Annotated in this window: 17 protein-coding genes and 2 tRNA genes; 9 read left to right on the forward strand and 10 right to left on the reverse strand. The window is 66.9% G+C overall.

Going from position 1 to position 22,931, the window contains the following annotated elements:
* Window positions 1-392, forward strand: a 392-nt coding sequence (locus WEA80_08935; GenBank protein MEX1186701.1) for a hypothetical protein, incomplete at its 5' end; no start/stop codon positions are given.
* A gap of 9 nt (window positions 393-401) precedes the next feature.
* Here the strand turns inward: WEA80_08935 and WEA80_08940 are convergent.
* Entirely contained in the window at window positions 402-2,216 is a 1,815-nt protein-coding gene (locus tag WEA80_08940) for a sodium:solute symporter family protein (GenBank protein ID MEX1186702.1), read from the reverse strand.
* Window positions 2,217-2,279: 63 nt separating this feature from the next.
* On the opposite strand from WEA80_08940, the gene WEA80_08945 reads away from it, so the two are divergent.
* The 3 genes from WEA80_08945 to WEA80_08955 all read left to right on the forward strand — a co-directional run bounded on the left by WEA80_08945 (window position 2,280) and on the right by WEA80_08955 (window position 4,976).
* Window positions 2,280-2,933 carry a hypothetical protein gene (locus tag WEA80_08945; GenBank protein ID MEX1186703.1) on the forward strand — a complete coding sequence of 218 codons (654 nt, stop codon included), beginning with the start codon at window positions 2,280-2,282 and terminating at the stop codon, window positions 2,931-2,933.
* A 36-nt stretch (window positions 2,934-2,969) separates the two neighbouring features.
* Entirely contained in the window at window positions 2,970-4,343 is a 1,374-nt protein-coding gene (locus WEA80_08950) for a serine/threonine-protein kinase (protein MEX1186704.1), read from the forward strand.
* Between the two features lie 102 nt (window positions 4,344-4,445).
* A complete protein-coding gene (locus WEA80_08955) occupies window positions 4,446-4,976 on the forward strand; it encodes a hypothetical protein (GenBank protein MEX1186705.1) in 531 nt (176 codons plus the stop codon).
* 11 nt (window positions 4,977-4,987) lie between these two features.
* Here the strand turns inward: WEA80_08955 and WEA80_08960 are convergent, their stop codons facing one another.
* From WEA80_08960 to WEA80_08975, 4 genes are all read right to left on the reverse strand, one after another.
* Window positions 4,988-5,578 (reverse strand): hypothetical protein, encoded by a 591-nt coding sequence (locus WEA80_08960; GenBank protein ID MEX1186706.1) that lies wholly within the window; start codon window positions 5,576-5,578, stop codon window positions 4,988-4,990.
* Between the two features lie 125 nt (window positions 5,579-5,703).
* Complete coding sequence (locus WEA80_08965) at window positions 5,704-8,745, reverse strand: carboxypeptidase regulatory-like domain-containing protein (protein ID MEX1186707.1); 3,042 nt, start codon at window positions 8,743-8,745, stop codon at window positions 5,704-5,706.
* 174 nt (window positions 8,746-8,919) lie between these two features.
* Window positions 8,920-9,903: an aldo/keto reductase gene (locus WEA80_08970; protein ID MEX1186708.1), complete on the reverse strand. Its 984-nt coding sequence runs from the start codon at window positions 9,901-9,903 to the stop codon at window positions 8,920-8,922.
* Between the two features lie 23 nt (window positions 9,904-9,926).
* Window positions 9,927-10,940 (reverse strand): hypothetical protein, encoded by a 1,014-nt coding sequence (locus WEA80_08975; GenBank protein MEX1186709.1) that lies wholly within the window; start codon window positions 10,938-10,940, stop codon window positions 9,927-9,929.
* A gap of 110 nt (window positions 10,941-11,050) precedes the next feature.
* Between WEA80_08975 and WEA80_08980 the strand changes: the two genes are divergently transcribed.
* The 3 genes from WEA80_08980 to WEA80_08990 all read left to right on the forward strand — a co-directional run bounded on the left by WEA80_08980 (window position 11,051) and on the right by WEA80_08990 (window position 13,600).
* Window positions 11,051-11,695, forward strand: coding sequence for a chloramphenicol acetyltransferase (locus tag WEA80_08980; protein MEX1186710.1), 645 nt, complete (start codon window positions 11,051-11,053; stop codon window positions 11,693-11,695).
* A gap of 98 nt (window positions 11,696-11,793) precedes the next feature.
* Entirely contained in the window at window positions 11,794-12,225 is a 432-nt protein-coding gene (locus WEA80_08985) for a helix-turn-helix transcriptional regulator (GenBank protein ID MEX1186711.1), read from the forward strand.
* A 1-nt stretch (window position 12,226) separates the two neighbouring features.
* Window positions 12,227-13,600, forward strand: a complete 1,374-nt coding sequence (locus tag WEA80_08990) for a permease prefix domain 1-containing protein (protein MEX1186712.1) — start codon at window positions 12,227-12,229, stop codon at window positions 13,598-13,600.
* 110 nt (window positions 13,601-13,710) lie between these two features.
* Here the strand turns inward: WEA80_08990 and WEA80_08995 are convergent.
* The 4 genes from WEA80_08995 to WEA80_09010 all read right to left on the reverse strand — a co-directional run bounded on the left by WEA80_08995 (window position 13,711) and on the right by WEA80_09010 (window position 19,986).
* Window positions 13,711-13,783 (reverse strand) — tRNA-Gln (locus WEA80_08995).
* A gap of 146 nt (window positions 13,784-13,929) precedes the next feature.
* Entirely contained in the window at window positions 13,930-16,098 is a 2,169-nt protein-coding gene (locus tag WEA80_09000; GenBank protein MEX1186713.1) for a protein kinase, read from the reverse strand.
* A gap of 109 nt (window positions 16,099-16,207) precedes the next feature.
* Window positions 16,208-18,841 (reverse strand): serine/threonine-protein kinase, encoded by a 2,634-nt coding sequence (locus WEA80_09005; GenBank protein ID MEX1186714.1) that lies wholly within the window; start codon window positions 18,839-18,841, stop codon window positions 16,208-16,210.
* A gap of 74 nt (window positions 18,842-18,915) precedes the next feature.
* Window positions 18,916-19,986 carry a hypothetical protein gene (locus tag WEA80_09010; protein ID MEX1186715.1) on the reverse strand — a complete coding sequence of 357 codons (1,071 nt, stop codon included), beginning with the start codon at window positions 19,984-19,986 and terminating at the stop codon, window positions 18,916-18,918.
* Window positions 19,987-20,422: 436 nt separating this feature from the next.
* Here WEA80_09010 and WEA80_09015 point away from each other — a divergent pair, with 436 nt between their 5' ends.
* Window positions 20,423-21,457, forward strand: a complete 1,035-nt coding sequence (locus WEA80_09015; GenBank protein ID MEX1186716.1) for a hypothetical protein — start codon at window positions 20,423-20,425, stop codon at window positions 21,455-21,457.
* Window positions 21,458-21,658: 201 nt separating this feature from the next.
* On the opposite strand, the gene WEA80_09020 is transcribed toward WEA80_09015, so the two are convergent.
* Window positions 21,659-21,731: transfer RNA gene (locus WEA80_09020), tRNA-Ala, on the reverse strand.
* A gap of 197 nt (window positions 21,732-21,928) precedes the next feature.
* Between WEA80_09020 and rnz the strand changes: the two genes are divergently transcribed.
* Window positions 21,929-22,861: a ribonuclease Z gene (gene rnz / locus WEA80_09025; GenBank protein ID MEX1186717.1), complete on the forward strand. Its 933-nt coding sequence runs from the start codon at window positions 21,929-21,931 to the stop codon at window positions 22,859-22,861.
* Window positions 22,862-22,931: the final 70 nt, after the last annotated feature.

Here is a 22,931-nt window from a genome sequence, read left to right on the forward strand (position 1 = left end):
TCAACCTGCACGCCACCCCGCTCGAGCGGCAGATCATCCTGTACGGCATCGAGCAGTCGCTCATGCCGGCGGAAGTCGGCAAGCGCTCGGAGTACGAGACCGCCCGCGCGTCCGGCGACGAGCTCTCGGCCCACTTCCACGACTACGACTGGGCGGACGAAGTGCTGCACGCGCGGATCGGTCGCCGCGCGATGAAGCACGAAGGGATCTCTCGCGAGGAAGCGCTGGACAGGGCACAGCAGATCCACGACAAGACCTGGGCGGCGCTCGACGCCTATCGCGACCGCGACCCGCAGGCCGACTGGTGGCCGGACTTCGTCCGCCGCGTGCTCGGCCATGACAGCGCCGTGCGCGATCGGACCCTCGGCGACCCGAAGGTCCTCACGGAGTGAGGCCGCGCCTCACGCCGCGGCTCTTCGCTCCTCCTCCATCCGCGTGATCTCGGCCGGCGGCTCGGGCTCGTTCCTGAACGAGCGCGCGATCCAGGAGAACGCGAGCCCGGCGACGAGCAGCATGATCAGCCCCGTGCCGAACTCGAGGAAGACGAGCTTGCCGATCCCGAACAGCGACGCGTACACCGCGATCACGCCGGCGAGCCAGTTGCTCCACGCCAGCGCGCCGCCGGGAATCTTCTCGCGCCCGAAGCCGAGCCGGTTGGACACCGCGACCCAACCCGGTCCGCCCGGCCGCACTCTCTTGTAGAACGACTCGAGCGTGGCGTCGGACTCCGGCTTCGTGGCGAACGTCACCGCCACCCAGACCACCGTGCTCACCGCGACCGTCGTGAGCATCACCCACGCGTCGCCATTCGGATCCGTCGCCGCGAAGCGCGGACGGATGTAGGCGAACGCGAGCAGCGATACGATGAACGACGTCGTCATCGCGCTGATCTCCGACCACGCGTTGATCCGCCACCAGTACCAGCGAAGGATCAGGACCAGACCGGTCCCGGCCCCGAGCGCGAGCAGAAACTTCCACGCACCCTCGATCGTCTCGAGCTGCCACGTGACGAGCAGCGACGCCGCAAAGAGAAAGATCGTCGCGACACGTCCGGCGTTCACGTAATGCTTCTCGTCCCTGCCGGGGCGCATGAATCGCTTGTAGAAATCGTTGATGAGGTAGGACGCTCCCCAGTTGAGCTGCGTCGCCACCGTGGACATGTACGCGGCCGCGAATCCGGCGAGCATCAGTCCGCGCCACGGCGTGGGCAGTAAGTCCATGAACGCGTGCACGTAGCCGTGCTCGCGGTTCTCCAGGTTCGGGTACAGGAGCACCGTCGCGAGCCCGGTGATGATCCACGGCCAGGGACGGATCGCGTAGTGCGCCACCTGGAAAAAGAGCGTCGCGAGCACGCCGTCGCGCTCAGTCTTCGCGGAGAAGATCCGCTGCGCGATGTAGCCGCCGCCGCCCGGCTCCGCGCCGGGATACCACGCCGCCCACCACTGCACCGAGAGGAATACGGTGAGCGCGAGCAGCGGCATCCACGCGTACGCCATGATCCCGTCCGGGCCCATCCTTACCGGCAGCACCGAGAGCGCCGCCGTCTCGCTTCCGAAATGCTCCGTCACGCCGGCGCGCAGCGCGCCGATCCCGCCGACCGCTTCCACCGCGAAAAATGCCAGGATGATGATCGCGGTCATCATGATGATGAACTGGAAGAAATCCGTCCACAGCACGGCCCAGAGCCCGGCCGCGACCGCGTACGCCACCGTGATGGCGAAGCAGATCCCCACCGCGACCCAGGGCGAGATTCCCAGTGAGATCGACAGGATCGTCACCATCGCCTTGGTGACCCAGCCGAGGATGATCAGGTTGATCGGGATCGCGAGGTATAGCGCGCGAAAGCCGCGCAGGAACGTGGCGGGCTTCCCGCCGTACCGCACTTCCGCGAGCTCCACGTCGGTGAGAACTCCGGCGCGGCGCCACAGCCGCGCGAAGAAGAACACGGTGAGGATTCCGCTCATCACCATGTTCCACCACAGCCAGTTCCCCGCGACGCCGCGCGAGGCCACGAGACCCGTGACGACGAGTGGAGTGTCCGCCGCGAACGTCGTCGCGACCATGGACACGCCCGCGAGCCACCACGGGACGTTGCGGCCGGCGTTGAAGTACTCGCTCATGCTCGAGCCGCCGCGGCGCGTGAAGTAGAATCCGATCGCGACGGTCAGCGCGAAATACGCGGCAACGATCAGCCAGTCGATGACGGAGAAGCCCATATTTCCCGGGTTGGTTTGCGTCCAACCTACGACCGGCCTCCCGTTCCGGCCAGAAGGAGACGAATGAAGTACCGCCTCACCCTGTTCGATCGCTTCGGACCCGAAGCCGCCGATTACGTCAACGCCTTTCGCGGCGCATTCATCGCGGCCGGACTTTTCGGCGTTTACGGCGGCGCGCGCTACGCCAGCGAGCACGACTTCAACCCCGTCCTCGGCGGCCTGCTCGGTTTCGTGGGCGTGTTCGTGCTGACCTTTTGCGCGATCATCGGCGTCAGCCGGCTCGCCGGTGGATCGTTCAGCGCGTTCATCCAGCCGCAGGGCACGTACGACGAGACTTTCTCGTACGAGGAATCGCTCCTGGCCCGCGGCCACCATGCCGAAGCGATCGCCGCGTTCGAGCGACACGCGGCGGCGGGCACCGGCGGCGCCACCGTCGTCATCCGCGCCGCCGACCTGCACACCAGGCACGGCGATCTCCAGCGCGCGGCCGACCTGTTCCGCGAGGCGCAGCGGAGGCCGGATCTCCCGGCCGAGAGCCACATGTACGTGACCAACCGCCTGATCGATCTATATACGGGTCCGCTGCCGAATCTCGACGCCGCAGTCTCCGAGCTGCGCCGGCTGATCGCTACGCACCCTTCGTCGGACGCCGCGAAGCACGCGCGCACGGCACTGGTGAACCTGAAGCGCCAGCTTCGCTCCGAGGCAGCCGACTGACCGGCGGCGCTCCTCCCACGTTGTAGCTTGTAGCCTGTGAAATTTCCCGATAGCCCGCATCCGTCCGGCTCCGACCCGCTGGCGCAGAAGCTGGCCGCGTCGCTCGGGTCCACCTACGAGCTAGGGCGCGAGCTGGGCGGCGGCGGGATGTCGCGCGTCTTCCTGGCGCACGATCGCTCGCTCGGCAGGGACATCGTCGTGAAGCTGCTGCTGCCGGAGCTGGCCGCGGGGATATCCATCACCCGGTTCCGCCGTGAGATCGCGCTCGCCGCGCGACTGCAGCATCCGAACATCGTGACGGTGCTGAGCGCGGGCGAGGCCGACGGCCTGCCGTATTTCACCATGCCCTTCGTGCGCGGCGAGTCTCTGCGTGCCCTGTTGGAGCGGGGCGAGCGCGTCGAAGTGCGCCGCGCGATCCGGATTTTGCGCGACGTCGCCTGCGCGCTCGCGCGCGCGCACGAGGAAGGCGTCGTGCACCGCGACATCAAGCCGGCGAACATCCTGCTTTCCGGCGGCGCCGCAATGGTGACCGACTTCGGCGTCGCCAAAGCGCTGTCATCGTCCCGCGAGCCCGAGGATGATACGGGCGATTCGACTCTCACCGTCGCCGGCACTTCGCTCGGCACACCGGACTACATCTCGCCCGAGCAGGCCACGGCCGATCCGGCGATGGACCACCGCTCCGACATCTACTCGCTTGGCGTCGCCGCGTATCACCTCCTTGCCGGTCAGCTGCCCTTCCCGGCGGCATCGCACCGCGAGGCGATCACGGCGCACCTCACGAAAACGCCCCCGCCGCTCGCGAGCCGGCGCGAGGACATCCCGCCCGCGCTCGCCGAGCTCGTGACGCGGTGCATGGAGAAGGACCCGGCCGCGCGACCGCAGTCGGCGGAGCAGATAGTGGACGAGCTGGACCGCATCTCGCCGGACGCGCGTGTGACCGCGGACGTGGTGCCTGCGGCGCTTCCGGCCCGACCACCGTGGATGAGCCGCGCCGTCATCGGCCTGCTCGTCGCCACCTCGCTCGGACTCGCCGCGTTGAACTACATGTCGCGCTCGGCCCAGCCGGCGGACACCGCCGTCGCGCCTCCGTCCCCCGCGACGAGCGTCCCGGCCGCGCGCGAAGCGTACGGGCGCGGGCTCGATTATTTCCGCCGCTCGCGGCAGGACAGCGCGAACGCTCAGTTCCTCACGCCGGCCATCGAGGCGTTCGAGGAAGCCGTCAGGCTCGACCCACGCTACGCGCAGGCATTCGCGCGGCTCGCCGAGGCGCGCTTCTGGTGGGCGGCGCTCGATCCCGCCGACCAGCGCCGCGCGTCTCTGTTCAATCAAGCGCTGGACAGCGCTATCGCGCTCGATCCGAATCTTCCCGAAGTGCGCGCGGCGCAGGCGCTGCGAATGGACCACTGAGCGGCTGACTGCCTCCTCGCCGGGCGCCGGAACCCGTCGTATGATTCATGCAGCAACTCGGGTAATGGCCGGCTGAGCCGTCCACGCTTCGGGCAGGTCCCCATGCATTCGCTGCGCATAGGTTCGCCGCTACTTGTTATTGCCGTGGTGTCCGGCGCCGCCGGGCGCTGCGGGGCTCAGCCCGCCCCGACCCGCCCTTCTTCTAACGACCGCGCCGAGGCGATCGCCGCGGCCGGCGTTCCGGTGCGGTGGCAAGCGATGCTCCAGGCCACGCAGCAGCGAACCGGCGGCGTCGCGCCCACGGTTCGTAACAGAACCACGGGGTACATGTTCCTCTCCCCGGCCGGATCCGAGCGAACCCGCGTCCGGCTGACGGTGTCGACGACCGGATACGACGGATCGGCGCTGCAGTGGGCGATCTTACCGGGCCGTTGCGGCAGCGACATGGTGCCCATCGCCCCGGTCGAGCGATTCCCCATCATCGACGTCGGTGCGAACGGCCGCGGCGAGCTGGACATGGAACTCGCGATCACCATGCCCGCGACGGGACAATACCACGTGAACGTGTACCGGGGTCGTGGTACGCAGCTCAGTAACGTGCTCACCTGCGGGAACCTCACGCGGGCCAAGTAACTGAAAAGCTGCTACCGCACGATCATGATGTGCGCCCACGGCTTTCCCGGATACATCAGCCAGGGCGTGCCCCGCAGCGCGTCCGTCGTGAAGCCGGTCGATTTCGGCGTGGCGCCCGGGATGTACACGACGTCCAGGTACGACGGACTTTTCACGGTCGCCGTCGCCACGTCCACGCTGTCGTCCGCCGCGAATATCTGGTAGAGCACCGCGCTCGCCGGCATCCTGATGCGTCCGGCGCGGATGTCGGCCAGCCGCAGACTGTCGCTGAGCTCGCGCTTGTTCGGCCCGTGTATCCGCCGGATCTCGCGCCCGCGCGCCATGAACGGCTCGAGCGACTCGTGGTAGCAGGCGGAGTGGAAGCGCGGCTCGCGCGGGTCGTCGGCCAGGCAGATGATGCCGTTGTCCCCCACGCGCAACCGTACGAGCTGCCCATCGGGGCGATAGCCGAGCACGGTGGACGCGTCGCGAAATCCGGCGGGCGCCGGCAGCACCGCTAGCGCGATCTGCTGCGCGGGCGGGAGAACTTCGACCCGTTGAGTCTGGGCCGCGGCGATCGCCGGAGAGAGTCCGGCAGTGGCAAGCGCGAGCAGATACCTCACGTCCATCCTCTCTTCAGGTAACCCGGATAGCGGAACTTGGACTGCGAAGCTACATGCTGGGCTTGCGGACATCCAGTCCGCATCCACGGGCGGGCCCGGCAATGCCGGGCCCGCTCGTCAAACGATCACATGATCCAGCGCAGCCCCGCCTGGATCTGGCGCGGGTCGCCCAGCCCGCTCCTGATCGTCCCGTCGAAGTTGAACAGCAGCGACGTCGCCGCCGGGTCACGGAAGTTGTCCGAGTTCGTGACGTTGAACACCTCTACGATCGCCTCGAGCCGGCCCCGGCCGCGATTCTCGAAGGCGCGTGCAAAGCGAACGTCCCACGAGAAGAAGGCGTTCTCCTTTCGGAGCGTGTTGCGCAGCAGGATGGAGCCGTCGGGACAGATCCGGTCCCCCGGACCCGTCGCGCGCTCGCCCGTGCCTCTGTTCCCGGTGCCGCACTTCTCGGAGGTCGGCTGCGCCGAGTACGCGCTGATGCGGTTGTTCATTTCCAGCGCCCACGGCAGCCGGGCCAGCAGCCAGGCATTGAAGCGGTGCCGCTGGTCCCGATCGCTCCAGTTGTATTCCCGGTCCAGCCGGTTGGCTCGCGCGTACCTGAAGCTGAAAGGATCGCGCTCGTTGTCGTCGTCCGACTTGTCGAAGGACAGCGTGTAGTTCCCCTCGAACTGCAGGCGCTGGTGCGGCGCGCCCTGCAGTCCGACGGTGACCCCGTTGTACCGCGACTTGGCGCTGCTCTCCACGACCGTCAGCGTGAAGATTCCGTTCGAGCCGCCGGGCTCGAGCCCGCTGCTCCACGGACTGCCGAAGACCGCGTCGTTCCGGTTGATGAAGCGCGTGAGAAAGTCCGTGCGGGCGTGCGTGAAGCTCACCGACCCGGCCAGCCCCCGCCCCAGCTCCCGTTCGTATCCGGCCATCGCGCTGATCGTGCGCGGATTGCGGAAATCCTCGTCGAACACAAATACGTCGGGAAAGAACACCGCGCCCGGCGCCGCGAGCAATTCGTCGTAATCGGGCGGCGCCCCGAGAATTGCCCTCAGCTCGCTATTCCGGAAGAGCGTCTGCCCGATGGATCCGTTGGTGCTGCGCGAGCTCGCCAGGTTGAGCCCGGGGATCCTGGCGTAGAACATTCCCGCGCTTGCCCGCACGACCTGCTTCCCGTCCCCGCCGACGTCCCACGTCATGCCGAAGCGCGGCTGGAACATCTTCCAGTCCGACGGAATCGTCCCGTCCGACGGGAACCGGAAGGTGCCCGCCGAGTTCGTCACGGTCTTGCCGATGAACGGCGCGAAGAACACTTCGTTCGGCGGCGTGATCGGATCCGGCTGCACCTGCGCCTCCCAGCGCACGCCGTAGTTCAGCGTGAGCCTCGGCGTCGGCTTCCACGTGTCCTGGATGTACGCGGCCAGGTCGTGCTGCGGGATCGCCTGCGTCCCGGCGTCCTCGACGGAGCGTCCGCCCACGCCGACCTGCTGCAGGTACAGCAGCACCGGGCCCGTTATCGTCGAGCCGGCCGGACAGCTTCCCGTCGTGTTCGACGTTCCGTCCGAGCACTCCACGTACCCGTTGCCGAGCGTGACGTAGTTCCGGAATCCGTTCACGCTGCTGAAGATGAACCGGCCATTGGCGAAGCCGATGAACGTCTGCTTCGCCTCCACCCGGTTCCATTCGGCGCCGGCCTTGATCAGGTGATTTCCTCTCAGCCACGAGACATTGTCCAGGACCTGGATGCGCGTGTCGTGCGCTTTGATCGGAAGGAAGAACGGCAGCCCGAACCGGAAGCCGTGCTCGAAGTCCATCCCGGTGTCGGGGAAGGGGCGGCTTCCCCCGGGCATCGTCGGGCCGGCATACGGCCGCGGCCGGTCCTCGCGGGCCAACTGAAAGCGGAACTCGTTGGACACGCTGGCCGAGAGCTGCGACGCGAGACTCCCGTTGAAGGCGTGCGAGTAGTCCTTCTCCACGCCGTTGGCGCTGCGTCCCCAGGTGTCCACGTCGAACGTGCCGTTCACCTGCCGCGAGTTCGTGTAGTTGTACTTGAGCGCGGCGTTGTGCACGGGATTGACGCGCCAGTCCAGCTTCACCAGGAGCGCGTTCGCGTCATTCGTGCGCTCTATGGACCCGAAGTCGTCGCGCAGCGTGCCGCCGAATGCGGTCCCGAGGAAGCTCTGAAGCTCGGTGAACGCGGCCGAGGGCGGACGCGACTTCTGCTTGGTCTCGTCGTAGATCTGCTGATCGTACGCGATGAAGAAGAACGCCTTGTCGCGCCGCAGCGGACCGCCGAGCGTGAACCCGAACTGGTGCTGCGAGAAGTCGGGGTCGAGCTCGATCGCTCCGTGCCGCGCGTTCTGCGACAGTGCGCCGTTCTTCAGGTAATAGTGGGTGGATCCGCGCAGCTCGTTCGTCCCCGACTTGGTCAGCACGTTCACGAAGCCGCCGCTGGAGCGGCCGAACTCTGCGTTCGCTCCCTGCGAGATCACGACCACTTCCTGCACGGCATCGAGATTGAACGTGAACGCCGGCCGCTGGCCGCCGCGCTGCTCGCCGAAGAACGGATTGTTGAAGTCGGCGCCATCCACCGAAACGTTGTTGTGAATTCCGCGCTGGCCGGCGACGGACAGCTCGTCCCCGTCCGGACCCTGCACGATCGCCACGTTCGGCGTGAGCAGAGTGAGGTTGAGATAATTCCGTCCGTTGTTCGGCAAGCCGGAGACGACTTCGGCGGAGAGTCTCGTTGCCGCCTCGGTCTCGTTGGGATCCACCAGGGGACGGGCGCCTTCCACGACCACGGTGCCGAGCGTCGTCGCCTGCCGGGCCATGGCGATCTCGAGATCCACCGCCTGGCCAAGACTCACCCTGAGCGACGGGCGCCGGAACGGGCTCATGCCGAGCGCGCGAACGTTCACTTCGTAAGTGCCCACCGGGAGCAGCGTCGCCGCGAACGACCCGGTGCTGTTGGTGGTGATCGAGCGCTCGAAGTTGGTCGCGAGGTTGCGCACCGTCACGGTCGCGCCGACGACCGGCGCGCCCGCGGAGTCGGTCACCAGGCCGCGGATGACCCCGGTGGTTGCCTGCGCCTGGCCGCGAAGCTCGTTCGGCCACAGTAGAAGAAATGCGAGGACGAGTGCGGCAGCGCCGCGGAACACGGCGGACAGCATACGGTCCAGCATGGAACCACCTCCGATGCCATGGGTGAGTAGCGGCGCAACGTTGCGGGTTACTCGCGAATCCGGCAAGGAGGCCCCGCGAACACTTGGGGCGGGCCTCGCTTGATTCAGACGTTCACCGCCGCCTGCGGTGCTGCCCGCGCGTTTGTAACGCGCGCGGAGAACCGCCGAAATGGATCAACTGTGTCCGGCGATCGGATGCGGCCTGTACGGTGCCTCGAGCCGCGCTATCTCTTCCGCCGACAGCTCCAGCTCGATCGCTCTGACGGCCGCGTCGAGGTGGCCCGCTTTGGTGGTCCCGACTATCGGCGCCGTGACCGCCAGCTTCGACAGCAGCCACGCGAGCGCGACCTCCGCGGGCGCGGCTCCCCGCGCGGCGGCGACGGCGTTCAACGCCTCCACCACGTCCCAGTCGCCGCTCTCAGTGTACAGGGTGTGGCCGTACTCGTCGGTCTTCGCGCGCTGCGTGGACTCGCGGTCGCCGAGCGAGCGGCGCGCGCCCGCGAGATATCCGCGCGCCAGCGGCGACCACGGCAGCAAACCGATCCCCTCCGCCTCGCACAGCGGGTTCATCTCGCGCTCCTCCTCGCGGTACAGGAGGTTGTAATGGTTCTGCATCGTGACGAACCGCGCCCAGCCGTTGCGCTCGGCCGCGCTCAACATTCGCGCGAACTGCCAGGCGTACATCGAGCTCGCCCCGACGTACAGCACCTTGCCCGACGTCACCAGATGATCCAGCGCGGCCAGGATCTCCTCGACGGGCGTCGTTCCGTCGAGCCGGTGGATCTGATAGAGATCGATGCGCTCGAGGCCGAGCCGCCGGAGGCTGGCTTCGCACCCCTGGATGATGTGCTTCCGCGACAGCCCGCCCATATTGGGGCGGTCGGTCATGGGCCAGTAGACCTTGGTGGCGACGACTACTTCGTCGAGCTTCGCCATGTCGCGCACGGCGCGGCCGGTGATCTCCTCGCTCACTCCGAGCGAGTACATGTCCGCGGTGTCGAAGAAGTTGATGCCGGACTCGATCGCCTTCTTGAAGATCAGCCGGGCGTCGCTTTCTTCCACGACCCATGGCCGCCACTTCCTGCTGCCGAACGTCATGCAGCCGAGGCAGATGCGCGAGACCGACGCGCCGGCCGTGCCCAGCCGAACGTATTTCATTGTTCAGCGACGAGTGGATGGCGTCAGGTGATCTCCCTTCTGGTCGGGTCCAGCTCGAGTCGGAGCGCAACCCGAACCGCTGCCGTCTGGCCAGGCGGTCGGCTGCCGCCACTATCGTCGGGCGCTGGTGACGGAGGCGGAGGCAAGTCCGGATCGGGCGCAGAAACCGGGTCGACCGTGATGATGCGGGCGGAGTTCACCGCGTCCGTCAGGTTCCGATTGATCGTGAACCTGTCGATCGTGATCGTCACGTCGCGCTGGTACTCCGGAGGGCCGAGCAGCATCGTCGCGAACGAATCGTTCTCGAAGCAGAACCAGTGGCGGCGCTCATCCCCCGGCCACCGCGGCAATTGTCTCGCGCTAGCCGAGTCGACCTCGAAGCACGGCGCCTTGTAATCGGACTCCGGATGCGCCATCACGCTTCCGCGCACGCGCAACGTATCCCGGAAACGCACGCCGCCAACCCAGCTGCTGTCAATGGCGCGCTGCGCGTTGATCCCGTCGACGGACAGGCCGAGCAAGGAGCTTCCGGGACGCACCGCGCCGGGATCGAACGTCACGTCAATAGCGGGCGCCGCCACGTCACTGATCACGACCGGCGGATAAGTCAGTGGAATTCCCGGATGAGGCTCGCCCTGCAACAGCAACTGCACCCTCACGGCGTACCGCCCGGGCTCCAGAGCCATCGCCGCGTCGTACCACGCCGGCCCGGAGACGATACCTTCGCTCACGAACGACGGCGTTACATACAGCGTGATCTCCTGGCTGGACCGCTCAGCGCGCGCGGTCCACGCCGACGGCGAGGAGAGTGAGGGAAGGCCGCCCGACACGAGAATCCCGCCGCGGATCGCGCGCACTGCGTGTCCGATCGGCCCCATTTGCGCGGCCGCAGGATTCGGCCGCACCTCGAACGTCAGCAGCGGTACGTGCTCGGCCGGCGGAGTGGCGGCGCTCGTATCCTCGGCGCGAGCGAGCTGCGGCGAGGCTTCCGGTGGAGGCACGGTCGCGCACGCCCCCAGCTCCAGCATGAGGAGCATCGCCACCGCAGACAGTCGGCACTGGCCGGCGGCAGTATGTTTCGTGGCCGTTCGCCGGGCGATGACGCCGCTAGCCAGGAATGAGACGCTCATTCAATGAATTTGCAGAAATGACCCAAGCAGGTGAAGCCTCCGGTCGGTTTCTCGACGTCGGAAGTTGGAGTCGGCGGGAGCACTTCGAGCTGTTTTGTGGGTTCGCCAATCCGTTCTTCAGCCTGTGCGTGGACGTGGACGCCACCGCGACCTGGGAGAGATGCGCCCAGGCGGACTCGCCGTCGTTCTACATCGCCACGCTGTTCCACTCGCTGCGCGCGGCGAACGGAATCGAGGCGTTTCGCCTGCGGATTCGCGGCGACCGGGTGTGGGTGCACGACAGCGTGCGCGCCAGCGCGACGATCCTGCGCGAGGACGACACGTTCGGCTTCGGAATATTTCCCCCCGCTCCGGGTCTGGAGGAGTTCGCAAGCCATGCTGCCGGCGAGGTCGCCGCGGCGAAGCGCGTCACGCCGCTGGTGCTCCCGCGTCCCGGCGAGGACGATCTCATATATCACTCCAGCCTGCCGTGGATGCGCTTCACGGCATTCAGCAACGCGCTGAACGGCGGGAAGGCCTCGGTGCCGCGCGTGGTGTTCGGGAGGTGCGCGCAACGCGGCGGGCGCTGGCTCATGCCGGTCGCGGTCGAGGTGCACCACGCGCTGGTGGACGGGCTCGACGTGGCCCGGTACCTGGAGGCGTTTCAGGCCAGCCTGTCGTAGGCGGATGAACGCGGCTGCCGCAGCCCTCCCCTTGCGGCCTTCAACGCGCCAATCAGCGGGGTCTTTACATACATAGCAGCTCAATGTATAATACTGCTATGTACGACCGGTTGGGCTCGTCCGCGACGCGCACACGGGAAGCGATGGAGATCAACAAGGACCTCATGGCCGCTTCGTCCACCCCTATCGTCCTGGCGATCGTCGCCGAGGGCGACAGCTACGGCTACGCGATTCTCCAGCGGGTTCGCGAGTTGTCCAAAGGAAGGATGGAGTGGACGGACGGGATGCTCTATCCGGTCCTGCACCGCCTCGAGCGCCTCGGCTACATCAAGGCGCGGTGGGAAGTCGCCGAGAGTGGACGCCGTCGCAAGTACTACCGGATCACCTCGCAAGGGCGGGCGCAGCTCGCCGAAGAACGCAAGCAGTGGCAGGCGGTTGACGCGACTCTACGCGGCATCTGGCAGTCGCTGTCCCATTCCATTCCAGCCGGCCGCCCGACGGTGGCCGCGCTTCTACCTCAGGGAGCCTGACGTGGCTACGCCAGAACGCACCGTATCGCTCGAGGACCAGATCGACCAGTGGCGGAGCTACCTCCGCCGGCGGCAGGCGATTCACTCCGTGGATGTCGCCGAGCTGGAAGATCATCTGCGCGAGCAGGTGGCGGGGTTGACCGAGGCGGGGCTCGCCACCGATGAAGCGTTCCTGGTGGCGGTGAAGCGAATGGGCGACCTCGACTCTCTCTCGCGCGAGTTCGCGCGCGAGCACTCGGACCGACTGTGGAAGCAGCTGGTGATGTCACCGTCTGACACCGACGAGCCGCAGGCGGGGGCGCGTACGGATTCTGTCGTCGCATTCGGTCTCGCCGCGGCCGCCGCGCTGGCGGTCAAGCTGCCCGCGGCGTTCGGGCTCGACCTGGATCAGGACGCTCCTTTCTACGCTCGCAACGCGAGCCTGTTCGTCCTGCCGCTGCTCACCGGCTACTTCGCCTGGAAGCGGCAGCTCGACCGCAGGATTGTCGGTTGGCTGGCGGTGGCATTCGCAGCGGCGGCCGTATTCGCCAATGTCTATCCGTTCTCGACGGAGGAGAGTCATACGCAGGTGCTGCTGGCGCTGCACCTGCCGATCGCGCTCTGGCTGGTGGTGGGCGTCGCGTACGCCGGCGGCCGCTGGGGTCAGGTGGCGGGCCGGATGGATTTCATTCGCTTCACCGGCGAACTACTCATCTACTACGTCCTGATCGCGCTTGGCGGCGGCGTGCTTACCGGCTTCATGGCGCTCATCTTCCAGGGCATCGGGATCGACCCGGAGCCTTTCTTCGAGTCGTGGCTGCTCCCGTGCGGTGCGGTCGGCGCCGTGGTGATCGCCGCGTGGCTCGTGGAGGCCAAGCAGAGCGTGATCGAGAACATGGCACCCGTGTTGACGCGGTTGTTCACGCCGCTGTTCGCCGCCCTGCTCGTCACGTTTCTGGTGACCATGCTGTGGACCGGGCGCGCGATCGACATCGAGCGGGAGATGCTCATCGCGTTCGACCTGCTCCTGGTGGTGGTTCTGGGACTGCTGCTGTATTCCATCTCCGCCCGCGATCCGCGCACGCCCCCCGGTGTGTTCGACGTGCTGCAGGTCGTGCTGCTCGTCAGCGCGCTCCTGGCGGACATGCTGACGCTGTGGGCCATCGTCGCGCGCATCGACGAGTTCGGCTTCAGCCCGAACCGGGTGGCCGCTCTGGGTATGAACGTGATCCTGCTGGTGAACCTGGCGTGGTCGGCGGTGCTGTATGTGCGCTTCCTGAGAGGTGCCGGATCGTTCTCGGTGCTCGAGCGCTGGCAGACCAACTACCTGCCCGTGTACGCCGTCTGGGCGGCGATCGTCGTGATCGCCTTCCCGCCGCTCTTCGGCTACCTCTGAGAACGGAGCACAGGCGACAGGCGGGAGAAACTCGAGCGAAACGGGAGAAGGCCGGCAACACGCAAAAAGGCACCGCCAGCCAAGTGCTGACAATGCCTCTGCCTACTGAGTTGCCCCTCCTGGGCTCGAACCAGGACTCTTCTGATCCAGAGTCAGACGTGTTGCCAGTTACACCAAGGGGCAGAAAAACGCCGCGGAGGGCCGCGGCGCCGATATACGAAATCTAAGCCGAAAAGGCCTCCGACTCAACCGTGAAGGCCGCTGGCGGTGACCCATTCGGCCATGTCACTTGAGACTGCGCAATCCGAGCTCATCATCGCAGCGGTCCGCTACATCGCCGACGCGAGCGACTGGAACCGCGAGTCGGCCCGCAGCGACTCCAGATCGGTGTCGTGCTCCAGCCACTCCTTGTGCCCGAACCCGTTGTCCACCGCCTTCTCGAGACACGACAGCGCGGCGTCGGGCCGACCGCTCAGCGCGTACACGCAGGCCACGTTGTACAACGTCATCGGATCTTCCGGATCGATGGCGAGGCCGCGGCCGGCCCACTCCGCCGCCTTGTCCGGCTCCCCCGCCGCCGCGAGCGCGGTCGCGCCGAGCACCAGCGCGCGCGAATCGTCGGGATTCAGCTCCAGGTGCTTCCTGGCAAGCTCCACAGCCTGCTTGCGCGCCGCGATCGCCTTGTCGTGCTGCCCCATCCCCTCGTACGCCTGCGACAGGAATCCCGGCGTGCTGTAATCCTCGGGCCGGATCTCCGCCGCCCGAGCGAACATGTCCGCCGCGCGCTCCCACTTCCCCTGCGTCAGCAGCGCGCGGCCGTAGAAATACGCGGCGTCGTACGATCTCGGATCCAGCTCGATCGCGAGCTCCAGCTCCCGTTCCGCCTCCTCGAACTCCTTGCGCAGCGACACCGCGAAGCCCCGCGCGACATGCGCCTCCGCCAGCTGGGGATCCAGCTCCACCGCCTTCCGGCTGGCGGCGTCCGCCTGGTTCAGGTTCGACGCGCGCGCGTCGAAGTACATGTACAGGAACGCGCAGCAATACGCGACGCCGGCGTGAGCGAGGGCGTAGTCGGGGTCGATCTCGATCGCGCGGTTGAACATCTGCCGGGCGAACTTCAGGCTCTTCAGCCGCAGCTGGTTGAAGTACTGCCTGCCGCGCAGGTAATAATCGTACGCCTCGAGATTCGTGGTCGGCACTTTCTCGATCACTTCCCGCTCGCGGTCCGTCAGCACGAGTCGCAGCGCCTTGGCGATGTTCTGCGCGATGTCGTCCTGGATCGCGAACACGTCCTCCAGCTCCCGGTCGTACCGCTCCGACCACAGCTGGTAGCCGTCCGCCACGCTGATCAGCTGCGCCGAGATGCGCAGCTTGTTGCCCGACTTCCGCACGCTTCCCTCGAGCACGGTGCCCACCTCGAGCTTCCGGCCGATGTCGCGGATGTCCTCGGTCTTCCCCTTGAAGGCGAACGACGACGTCCGCGACGCGACGTGCAGCGCCTGGATCTTCGACAGCGCGCTGATGATCTCCTCGGCGATCCCGTCGGTGAAATACTCGTTCTCGGCGTCCGCGCTCATGTTGGTGAACGGCAGCACCGCGACCGATTTTGTCGACTTGCTCAACTCCGCGCCTCCAGTAGGACCGGCTCCGTTGCCCCGCCGCGTTTCCGGTACGATGGCCTGCACGAAGCTTATCACCGTGTCGAAACGCTCGGTGGGCTCCTTCGCCAGGGCGCGCGCGACGGCCTTCTCCACATGCTCGGCCACGCGCACGCTCGCCGACTTGAGCGTCGGAGCCGATTCGGTGAACCGCTTCGCCAGGACCGCCTGCGCCGTCGGCCCGGTGAACGGCCGGTTGCCGCTCAGCATCTCGAACAGCATGCACGCCAGACTGTACTGGTCGCTCCGACCGTCTATCTCGCGCTCGCCGGCCGCCTGTTCCGGACTGACGTACGCGGGCGTGCCCACCATCATTCCCGTCTGCGTGAGCAGCGTGTCGCCGCCCGCTGCGCTGATCGCCTTGGCGATCCCGAAGTCCATGACCATAGGGACGCCCTCGTGCAGCATCACGTTCTCGGGCTTGATGTCGCGGTGCACGATGCTCTGCCGGTGCGCGTAATCCAGCGCCGATCCGATCGCGCTCACGAGCTGCGCCGCCTCCGCGAAGGAGAGCTTCTTCTCCCGGTCGAGGCGCTGCCGGAGCGATTCACCCTCGACGTACGGCATGACGTAGTACAGCCAGCCGCTGGCCTCGCCCGAATCGAACAGCGGCAGGATGTTCGGGTGATTCAGCCGCGCGGCCAGCTTGATCTCGCGGAGGAACCGGTCCGGTCCGAGCGCCGCCGCCAACTCGGGGTGTAGCACCTTGAGCGCAACCACGCGGTCGTGCTTCAGGTCCTGCCCGAGGAACACGGTCGCCATTCCGCCCCGCCCCAGCTCTCGCTCCAGCGTGTAGCGACTGGACAGGGCTGTCTCGAGGTGCTGCGGAATCGCGCTCATGTGTCCTGCTTCGGTACACCGACCGGGAATGCCATTATCGCAAATTATCGAGGAGGCATCACGAAGCTAGGTGGAGTCATCGGTCGCGCTCCATGCAGCCGCGGGGAGATCAGTCCTTCGGATTCAGCAGGCGCGCGAACGGCGGATAGTCCCGAATACCCTCGAAGTCGATGTCGCGGTGGAAGTACATGTTGTACGCCACGCCTTCGGCCCACCCCTGCTGCACCAGTGCCACAGCCTGGTCGCGCCGTCCCACCAGAGCCGCGATCTGCGCACGCTCGTACTGATTCCAGCCGAAAGTTCCACGGAGCCGCGCCAACGCGGCAAAGATTCGCTCGGCTTCAGCGCGGTCTCCGAGCCGCGCCGCGATTCGACCCAGCGCGCCGAGGTAAATAGCGTTGGTCGAATCGGTTGAGTAGAGGCGCTCGAACTGCTCCCGCGCTTTCGCCCATTCGCCGATGTGATAGTGCGCGCCGCCCCACGTCACCACGTCGGTGATTTGGAGCTCAGCGGGTTCGCGGCTCTGAAACCACGCGATCGCTCGCCCCGTCAGCGCGCGTGACTCGTCGGGGTAACCGTGTGCGCGATACTCTCTGGCAGCGAAGTGCATCAGTTGCCCAGGCGTGTCGTTGCCCTCTGGCGGATTACGCAATCTTTCTTCGACACGCTCATTTACGTCCTCGATCCTACCCAGGGCCGCGTGGACCTGAACTTCGTCGTACAGGTCGGCGACGCCGAGCTCCCGTCTCTTCTCCACAGCCTGGAGCTCGGTGCGGTAATCGCCGACGAGATGAAGGGCGTCCGTCCGCTCGCCCCAGCCGACCGTGAGCTTCCACTCCGGATCAGCCTTTTGCAGCGCCGCAAGAGCTTCGTGAGGACGTCCGGCCGCAATTGCGGCGCCCGCAACCTCGAGCAGCGAGCTCGGGCCGGGCGCAAGCTGCGCGACCTGGCGGGCGGCTCGCAGAGCGCCGAGCAAATCCCCCCGCGCGCCCGCCTTCGCGCCCTCGAGCAATGCCCGATCTACCGGTGACCACCGCGGCCGCACCCGCTCCACCACGGCCAGGAGCGATTCCGCCTGCGGCCGAGTCGAGAAATCGGCCGCCCTGAGCCCGGCGAGTAAAAAGGTCGAGTCCAATTGAAACGCGCGCAGGAAGTGCGCACGCGCGCTTCGGCCGCCGAGCGTTGACGTTCGTCCACTTGCTCCAGTCACGCCTGTGCGCTGCTCGATGGCGGCCAGACCGGCCAGGTATTCCTGATACGCCTCGAAGAGCGGCGGCTCCGTGGTCGCTCGCGCCCAATCAGCTAGCTCGGCTGTGTTCAACGTTGCGAGCGCGCCGAGTACGCGCTGGCGCACCCGCTCAATGGCGGGCATGGGAACATCCACGGGAGCCGATGTCGCTTCGAGCGATCGAATAACGCGGTTGGTATTCGCGTCGACAAGCTCTGCCTGGAACCGCAGCGAATCCCCGTCGCGATAATACCGCCCCCGGATAATCGTGCCCGCCAACAGCTCGTCGGCGTCAGGCAGCCGGCGATCCCTGCTGTCCCGGGGAACTGCCGCGCCGCCGCTCGCCGCGTCTCGGATAGTGAACGGAAGGGACAGGACCTCCGCCACGCCGGACTGCGAGATCCCCTGCGATATCCAATCCGCCGCCATCGGTCCCAATGGATTCAGCGCCGCGTCGCGTGTAAGATTTTCGAATTCCTGCACGGCTACGCGCTTCGGATCGAGCTGGGCTCGACCGCCTCGCTGAAACAGCGCCAGAACGGCGAACGCGGACAGGCCGAGCACAAAAGCTCCGGCGAGCATCGCGCGGCGGCCCCTCCACGCTGCGGCCGGCGGCTGCTGTGGCGTCGCACTCGTGGCCGTCGCGAACATTGCCTGCGTCGCTTCGTGCCCGCCGCTCGTCGCCATCGCCTCGAGCTGCTGATTCAGCTCGGCTGCCGTTTGCCAGCGATCCGCCGGCTTCTTCTCCAGGCAGCGCATGACCAACGCGCCGAGCGCAGGCGGTACCGCGGGGCGATGCTGCGTAACCGGCTCCGGAGCTCGCGTCACGTGCGCGGCCAGAACCATCTGCGGATTGGGCCCCGTAAACGGCGGCCGCCCGGTAAGCATCTCGTACGCGACCGCGCCCAGCGCATAGATGTCGACTCGATGATCCGCTTGCGGATCGGCCGCTGCCTGCTCGGGCGCCATGTAGGTTGGCGTCCCCAGAGCCATCCCGGCCGTAGTGAGATTCGACTCCCCGGTGGCTTCGCTGACCGCCTTCGCCACGCCGAAATCAGTGACGAGCGCAAACTCGCCGGACAACAGGATGTTATCGGGCTTTATGTCGCGATGCGCCACGCCGCGCGCATGCGCGTATGCCAGCGCGGACGACACGTCGCGCAGGATGCGCGCGACTTTCAGAATCGGCAGCTCTCCGCCCTTGATGAGGCAGGAGCGAAGGGATTCGCCCTCCACCATCGGCATGACGTAGTACAGCAAGTCGTCGGCGGATCCCGCCGTGAGCAGTGGCACGATGTGCGGATGCTGCAGCGAGGCAGCGAGCTGGATCTCGCGGCGAAACCGCTCCACGTTCACTCCGGCGGCCATGTCCGGAGGCAGCACCTTGATCACTACCTGCCGGCCGAGCGCAGTGTCGCGCGCCACGAACACACGGCTCATTCCTCCGCCGAGCTCGCGCTCTAGCGTGTATGTCGAACCGAGTGTCGACTGCAGTCGCTCTAGTAGGTTTGCCACGGATCCGGTTGGAGGAGGCGCTCCAACCTACGACCGCGCCGCCCGCTCAGCCAGCTTCCACAACCGGGCCGCCGTCAGCAGCTCCCGGCTGCCAGGAACCAGCAGCTCGTGTACGGCGAGCCCTTGAAGAATTCGAGCAGCAGGCGCCCGACCTTCTGCTGGCCGCTGTCCGACGGATGCGTACCGTCGCCGACGAGATCGGTCCGGACATACGTCAGGCCGTCGGAGCGCGCGGTCGTTCCGTTCGCCCAGAGGTCGGGGCCCCACGCGATCCACGGGGCCGTGGTGTCGTAGTTCAGGTTTCCCGCGCGCGGATCGATCGCGCCGGTGCGCATCTGGTCGATCTGTGCCTGGATCACCCACTTCACCGCGAAGCCGGACTCGTACGCGTACGGCTCCGGGTTCAGCGCGGTCACCGCGTACCCGGCGTATATCCGATTCGAGAAGAAGACTTGGCGGACGTTCGGATAGCGTGTCCGCAGAGCGCGCGCGATGCTGCCCATCTGCGCGACCAGCGTGTGCGCGTCGGCGTTGGCCGCCGGCAGCGAGCTCGACGGCTGCGCGTTGGCGACCTTCACCCACACGGCCTGCACCTGCGATTCGCTCAAGCCTCTGGGGGCCAGCCGCGTATCGCGTATTCTGTCATAGTCCGGATCGGTGGGCGAATCCCACGCCGACGCGGTCCGCCCGCCCGCCGCTCCATTCACGAGCTCGAGCGACGTCCGGTCTACCGCTGCGTCCCCGAGTGCCTGCCCGACGAACGTCCACCAGTTGCACGGCGGCGCGGAGCTCCCGGAGCAGAACTCCTGCGTCGTGTTCGACATGCCGATCGAGAGCAGCACGTATTTCCCGGAGCTTGCCTCGGTACCGGTCGCATCCAGCGGCCGCAGGGCGCGCGCTCTGGCTCGCCCGACGCTGTCGTGCTGCGCCGGCGCGGTGTTTACGCCACCGGGATACAGTCCACCCTGAAAGCCCAGATAGCTGCCCGTCCGCAGATCGGTGAGCGGGACGAACGACGGCGGCGGCGGCGTGTAGCCCGGGTCGCCCGGATACTCAGAACCGGAGCAGCTCAGCGCCCCGAGCGCGGTGAGCGCCGCACATGCGACGAGCGCCGACGCCGTAGTCGTCGTGCGGATATTTTTCATTTATGCTGCTCGGTTTCTTGCCATAAGGTTCATCCTACTCTCCGGGCGCAGTTGACGCGTCGCCGGACCTTTCCCGGTCGCGCGCCGGTAATGATGTTTCGCGCCCGTCCCTACTGACGTATCCCCGCCCTGCGGAGCAACCAACCTGAACCATCTCCCGACTCCCGCCCGCCCGGCCCGACCGACCTTCGCCGCTCGCGCCGCGCGCGCCGCGCGCGCCGCGTGTCTGACGCTCCTGGTTGCGCTCGGCGCTTGCTCGCCCTCCGCGGACGGGTTCCGCGCGGGGCCCGCGCCCGCGCGCGCCGCCGCCGACGACCTGTTCGGCGCGCTCGCGTCCCGCTTCACCCACCCGACCCGCACCCCTAAAGCCACCGCCGCGCGGCGCAAGTTCGGCCGGCACACGTTCACGCCCTCGCTGATCTACAACGACACGTCGGTGTGGAACTACGTCAACGGCCGCGACAGCACGCGGGCGTTGATCCTCGCGGGGCAGCCGGCTCCCCGCGGATACCTCATCGTTCCGCGCCTCCCGACTCCGTTGCCCGACGCGCCGGCCGACGGAATTCACGGCCTGCATCTCAAGCGGCTCAGCGCAAGCGAGTACGAGTGGACGACGACGTCCGACTTCTCGGTCGGACGCATCTCGCCGGAAGGATTCGCGCGCGTGATCGCCGGCCTGTTCACGGCCGCTGACGGCCGGTCGAGCGCGGCGCTGCGCGCGCAGTTCCGCGCCGAGCTGCCGCGCACCTTCGCCATCATGGAGAAGCTGTGGCGCGTGGACACGCTGCGCACGGTGGACGACCGGGACGGCGGCACGACGCTGACGCTCGGACTCCGCATCACTCCCGAGCGGATGCCGGGCGCGTACGCCGACTTTCTGAACGAGTACTTGAGCGACACGCGCATGCGCCTGATCGCGACGGATGCGCGCGGCTCGCGCTGGCTCGAGCTCACGCTCCGCGACAAGCTGTTCATCGTGCGACTCCGGTCGCGCGACGGGAGGCTCGCGCCACTCGACGGCGGCACGCGCGCGCTGCCGGACTCGCTCATCCTCCGCTCGGACCTGACGACCAAGATCGGAATCTTCACGGTGGGCTGGAGCAATCTCGTCGGCGATTTCTCGATCGTTCGCGGAGCCAATCAGCGCGGCTGGCTCTTCCAGTTCAGGAAGGAGCCGGAGTGGCGCCTGCCGCTCGGCGCGCGCCACTTCATTCCGACGCCGCTCAAGCGCCCGTTCGCCGGCAACGGCACGACCTACCAGATCCTGGTGTACGCGCAGCCGAACGGCCAGACCATCGTCAGCCGGCGCGGGCGGGTCGTCGTGCAGGAGAGCGGGATCCTGCGATTCTTCGCCCGCCTCTCCGCGCGCGCGACCGGCGATTTCTACGGCAAGACGGAAGTGGACGAGTCGCGCTTCCTGCAGGACGTGTTCACCGCTCTTAAGGCCGACGTGACCGCGAGATTGGATTAGCTTCGCCGGCACGCCGAGAGGCCTGGATGCACGAACGCCGCGATTTCTCGGGATGAGAATCGCGGCGTTCCCCGCTTCAGCAGGTAACCCAGCACATGGCCATTGGAACTCTACGTCCTACCGAGCGATGGCGGGTACCTACTGATTGATACTTAATATACTCGCTGGTTAGACGATTTGTTGCAAGAATCGTTTCACCGATGGAGCTGAGGGGGCTCGAACCCCTGACCTCTGCAATGCGAATGCAGCGCTCTCCCAGCTGAGCTACAGCCCCAAAACTGACCTTGCGACTGCTTCGCCCTCTGGAGAGTACCGCCCGTCGCATTCGGCCGGTGCGTAGTCTAAACGAGTGATACCCGTTTCGGGACTACTCCGAACTATAACCGTCCGGACCCCGGAAGTCAATGCAACACCGACAGTTAGCCCTCCGCCGTTCCGCGCCTGCACGCCCGCTGCCGATATATTGGGCGCATGTCGCTGACAGTCCGCTTTCTCGGCACCTCCGCGTCCCGCCCCACGGTCGAGCGCAACGTCTCCTCGCTCGCGATCGTCCGCGAGGGCGAGACGCTGATGTTCGACTGCGGCGAAGGCACGCAGCGCCAGATGATGCGCTACGGCATCTCCTTCGCGCTGTCGCGGATCTTCTTCACCCATATGCACGCCGACCACATGCTCGGCGTCATAGGGCTGTGCCGCACGCTCGCGCTCGGCGGCCGCACCGAGCCGATGCACCTGTTCGGCCCACGGGGCGCGGACGATCTCCTGCGCCGCGCTATCCGGCTCGGCACCGAGAAGCAGCCTTTCCCCATCGAGGTCTCTGAGCTCGAGCCGGGCGCGGTCATCGAGCACGACCAGTATTCGCTCCAAACCTTCGCGGTGGATCACGGCGGACGGAGCGCGATCGGCTACGCTCTGGTCGAAAAGGAACGCCTCGGCCGCTTCGACCCCGAGCGGGCGCGCGCGATGGGCGTGCCGGAAGGTCCGATGTGGGGCGAGCTCCACCGGGGCCGCCCCGTGACGCTCTCCGACGGCCGCGTAGTCACCGCGGAATCGCTGGTAGGTCCCACGCGTCCGGGCCGGCGCGTGGTGCTCACCGGCGATTCGCGTCCATGCGATGCCACCATCGCGGCAGCCGCCAACGCCGATCTACTCGTGCACGAAGCGACTTTCTCGGACGAAGAAGCCGTGCGCGCCCTCGAGACTGGGCACTCCACGGCTCGCGAAGCCGCCGAGGTCGCGGTAAAGGCGGGAGTAAAGAAGCTGCTGCTGACGCACTTCTCCGCGCGCTACACGCGTGATGCAATCGAACTGGAGAAGGAAGCGCGCGCGGTTTTTCGGGAGACCTACATCGCGCGCGACGGAATGGAGCTGGAAGTCCCCTACGGGGACGTGACTAGTGACTAGAAACTGTGACTAGTGACTAGTGGACTGTAACTGAAGTTCGTTTTGCAGCGATCCGATTCTTTGGATTGCT

The sequence above is a fragment of the Gemmatimonadaceae bacterium genome, from assembly GCA_040882285.1.
Lineage (GTDB): Bacteria > Gemmatimonadota > Gemmatimonadetes > Gemmatimonadales > Gemmatimonadaceae > JACDCY01.

What these genes read in the sequence shown, in the direction of transcription:
- WEA80_08965 (MEX1186707.1), bottom strand. Translation starts at nt 8,745, where the DNA reads ATGCTGGACCGTATGCTGTCCGCCGTGTTCCGCGGCGCTGCCGCACTC.
- rnz (MEX1186717.1), top strand. Translation starts at nt 21,929, where the DNA reads ATGTCGCTGACAGTCCGCTTTCTCGGCACCTCCGCGTCCCGCCCCACG.
- WEA80_08980 (MEX1186710.1), top strand. Translation starts at nt 11,051, where the DNA reads ATGACCCAAGCAGGTGAAGCCTCCGGTCGGTTTCTCGACGTCGGAAGT.
- WEA80_08985 (MEX1186711.1), top strand. Translation starts at nt 11,794, where the DNA reads ATGTACGACCGGTTGGGCTCGTCCGCGACGCGCACACGGGAAGCGATG.
- WEA80_08955 (MEX1186705.1), top strand. Translation starts at nt 4,446, where the DNA reads ATGCATTCGCTGCGCATAGGTTCGCCGCTACTTGTTATTGCCGTGGTG.
- WEA80_09000 (MEX1186713.1), bottom strand. Translation starts at nt 16,098, where the DNA reads ATGAGCGCGATTCCGCAGCACCTCGAGACAGCCCTGTCCAGTCGCTAC.
- WEA80_08970 (MEX1186708.1), bottom strand. Translation starts at nt 9,903, where the DNA reads ATGAAATACGTTCGGCTGGGCACGGCCGGCGCGTCGGTCTCGCGCATC.
- WEA80_08945 (MEX1186703.1), top strand. Translation starts at nt 2,280, where the DNA reads ATGAAGTACCGCCTCACCCTGTTCGATCGCTTCGGACCCGAAGCCGCC.
- WEA80_09010 (MEX1186715.1), bottom strand. Translation starts at nt 19,986, where the DNA reads ATGAAAAATATCCGCACGACGACTACGGCGTCGGCGCTCGTCGCATGT.
- WEA80_08975 (MEX1186709.1), bottom strand. Translation starts at nt 10,940, where the DNA reads ATGCTCCTCATGCTGGAGCTGGGGGCGTGCGCGACCGTGCCTCCACCG.
- WEA80_08940 (MEX1186702.1), bottom strand. Translation starts at nt 2,216, where the DNA reads ATGGGCTTCTCCGTCATCGACTGGCTGATCGTTGCCGCGTATTTCGCG.